The 2,974-nt window shown below is 47.2% G+C and carries 3 protein-coding genes; all 3 read left to right on the plus strand.

Annotation, left to right across the window (positions count from 1 at the left end):
* Positions 1–130: 130 nt before the first annotated feature.
* Genes C1T29_RS10705 through dxr form a run of 3 tightly spaced genes read left to right on the plus strand, consistent with a single transcriptional unit; the run spans position 131 to position 2,927 of the window.
* On the plus strand, positions 131–913 hold the full coding sequence (locus C1T29_RS10705) for an undecaprenyl pyrophosphate synthase (protein ID WP_020451418.1): 783 nt from the start codon (positions 131–133) through the stop codon (positions 911–913).
* A gap of 12 nt (positions 914–925) precedes the next feature.
* Entirely contained in the window at positions 926–1,729 is an 804-nt protein-coding gene (locus C1T29_RS10710; protein ID WP_208945687.1) for a phosphatidate cytidylyltransferase, read from the plus strand.
* A gap of 46 nt (positions 1,730–1,775) precedes the next feature.
* Entirely contained in the window at positions 1,776–2,927 is a 1,152-nt protein-coding gene (dxr, locus tag C1T29_RS10715; RefSeq protein ID WP_026579731.1) for a 1-deoxy-D-xylulose-5-phosphate reductoisomerase, read from the plus strand.
* Positions 2,928–2,974: the final 47 nt, after the last annotated feature.

Here is a 2,974-nt window from a genome sequence, read left to right on the forward strand (position 1 = left end):
ATGAAAAACTCTGTACAATAGATAATAGTGAAAAGACCCTCTCATGTTTACAGGGGGTTTTTTTGTTAATACTGTTGTTATCAAGAACGATATAACAGGAAAGCAACCTTTTGGGTGATGGAGGACTCTCATGCTCAATATACTCAAAAATTGGAAGAATCAGCATTCAGCTGCTTCCAACATGGAATGTTACACAAAAGAAAATATTTTAAAAGGAGAAATTCCTGAACATATCGCCATTATTATGGACGGAAACGGCCGTTGGGCAAAGAAACGGGCGATGCCCCGCATCGCGGGTCATCACGAAGGCATGAAGGTAGTCAGACAGACGACAAAGCTTGCCAATGAGCTCGGTGTCAAAGCGTTGACGCTGTATGCCTTTTCGACGGAAAATTGGAAGCGTCCTAAGTTTGAGGTTGACTTTCTGATGAAGCTGCCTGAAGAGTTCCTGGGAACGTATCTCCCGGAGCTGGTCGAAGAAAATGTCCGGGTCCGCTTGACAGGCGATAGGGAAGGACTGCCGCCCCACACGATCCGCGCGGTTGAAAAAGCAATCCGTGATACGGAGAACAATGACGGACTTATTCTTAATTTTGCATTGAATTACGGGGGACGTGCAGAAATCGTCAGAGCCGCAAAGAGAATTGCCGAAGAAGCGAAAAAAGGCACATTGAATACCGAGGAAATCGACGAAAAGCTATTTTCCGATTATTTAATGACAGAAGCTTTGCAGGACCCTGATTTGCTGATTCGCACAAGCGGCGAGATCAGGCTGAGCAACTTCATGCTTTGGCAGCTTGCCTACAGCGAATTTTTATTTACCGATGTATTGTGGCCTGATTTTAAAGACGTTCACTTGCTTCAGGCTATCGGAGAATATCAGCGTCGCGGGAGAAGGTTTGGCGGAATTTAGAGGATGGTGCAGATGAAACAGAGAATATTGACGGGTGTGATCGCGGCAGCGGTTTTTCTGCCGCTCGTGATTTTCGGCAAGCTGCCGTTCACCCTGCTAGTTTATGCAATAGGTATACTCGCTCTATTTGAACTTTTAAGAATGAAAGGCCTGAAGCTTATCAGCGCTCCGGGTATCATCAGCCTGCTGCTTTTGGCGGTTTTGCTGTATCCAAGCCAATATGCGGAAGACGCGGGGCTGGGCATAACCAAAGGGGAGGTCGTCTTTTTGGCCGTCCTTTTGCTTTTGGCATACACGGTGCTCAGCAAAATCTCGTTTACTTTTGACGAAGCGGCATTCGTGGCGCTGGCAGCAGTTTATATCGGATTCGGGTTTTATTACTTTATTGAAATCAGAAACATCGGACTCAGCTATGTCTTTTTTGCAATCGGCGTCGTCTGGTCAACGGATTCCGGCGCTTATTTTATCGGAAAGGCGTTTGGAAAGCGGAAGCTCTGGCCTGAAATCAGCCCTAACAAAACGGTTGAAGGCTTTTGGGGCGGAATTTTGACAGCGGTCGTTTTTTCCGCGATTTATCAGGCTGCCACAGGTTTTCCGCACGCTTATCTGTTTGTGCTGATCATTACCGTGCTTTTATCAATCGTCGGTCAGATCGGCGATTTGGCCGAGTCTGCGTTCAAAAGGCACTACAAAGTGAAAGACTCGGGCCGGATCCTTCCGGGACACGGCGGAATGCTGGACCGCTTTGACAGCTTTTTATTTGTCATGCCGGTTCTATACTTCCTGCTTGTTCTTTTTCAGCCGTTCGGGCTATGATAGAAAAGGGTACTGATAGCTAGAAAGAAACAGAGGTGCGGCAATTTTGAAGAACATATGTCTATTGGGGGCGACAGGCTCCATAGGAGAACAGACGCTTGATGTGATCAAAGCGCATGACGATAAGTTTCAGCTGACCGCCATGTCTTTCGGAAAAAACGCCGAAAAAGCGGCAGAAATCATTGAAACATTTAAACCGAAGTATGTATCTGTAGGGGATGAGCATACATATGAAGCATTAAAACAGCATTCTTTTTCTTACACCTTTAAAACAGGGATCGGGGAGGAATCTTTAATCGAAGCGGCCGTTAGTCCGGAAGCGGATGTCGTCGTCAATGCTCTCGTCGGCAGCGTCGGTCTTCTGCCGACTTTAAAGGCGATGGAGCATAAAAAAACAGTCGCGCTTGCAAATAAGGAAACTCTCGTGACAGCCGGTCATATAGTGAAAGAACACGCCCAAACATACGATGTCCCGCTCTTGCCAGTCGACAGCGAGCATTCTGCGATTTTCCAGGCGCTCCAGGGGGAAAATCCGAAGCATATTAAACGGCTGATCGTCACGGCTTCAGGCGGCAGCTTCAGGGACAGAACAAGGCAGGAACTTGAAGGGGTCACAGTGGAAGAAGCCCTCAATCATCCAAATTGGTCGATGGGTGCAAAAATCACGATCGATTCGGCTACAATGATGAATAAAGGGCTAGAGGTCATTGAAGCGCACTGGCTGTTTGATCTGCCTTATGACCGGATCGATGTCCTCCTTCACAAAGAAAGCATCATTCATTCAATGGTGGAATTCCACGACCGAAGCGTCATCGCCCAGCTTGGCACACCTGATATGAGAGTGCCGATTCAATACGCGCTCAGCTATCCGGAACGCCTGCCGTTTGATGAAGCCAAATCACTCGAACTCTGGGAAGTCGGACAGCTGAATTTTGCCCAAGCTGATTTTGAAAGGTTCCGCTGCTTACAATTCGCTTATGAATCAGGTAAAATAGGCGGTACAATGCCGACTGTTTTAAACGCGGCCAACGAGGAAGCCGTTGCGGCATTTCTTTCAGGCAGGATTTCCTTTCTCGGGATTGAAGACATCATTGAAAAAGCTTTGGAACGCCATCAGGTGATCGCAAAGCCGAGCCTTCAAGAGATCCGTGAAGTGGACAAAGACGCCAGAAAGTTTGTCCAAACATTACTCACATAAGGTGGTATGTTCGTGAATACTGTGATCGCGTGTATTCTTATTTTTGG

The organism is Bacillus sp. MBGLi79 (assembly GCF_002953915.1).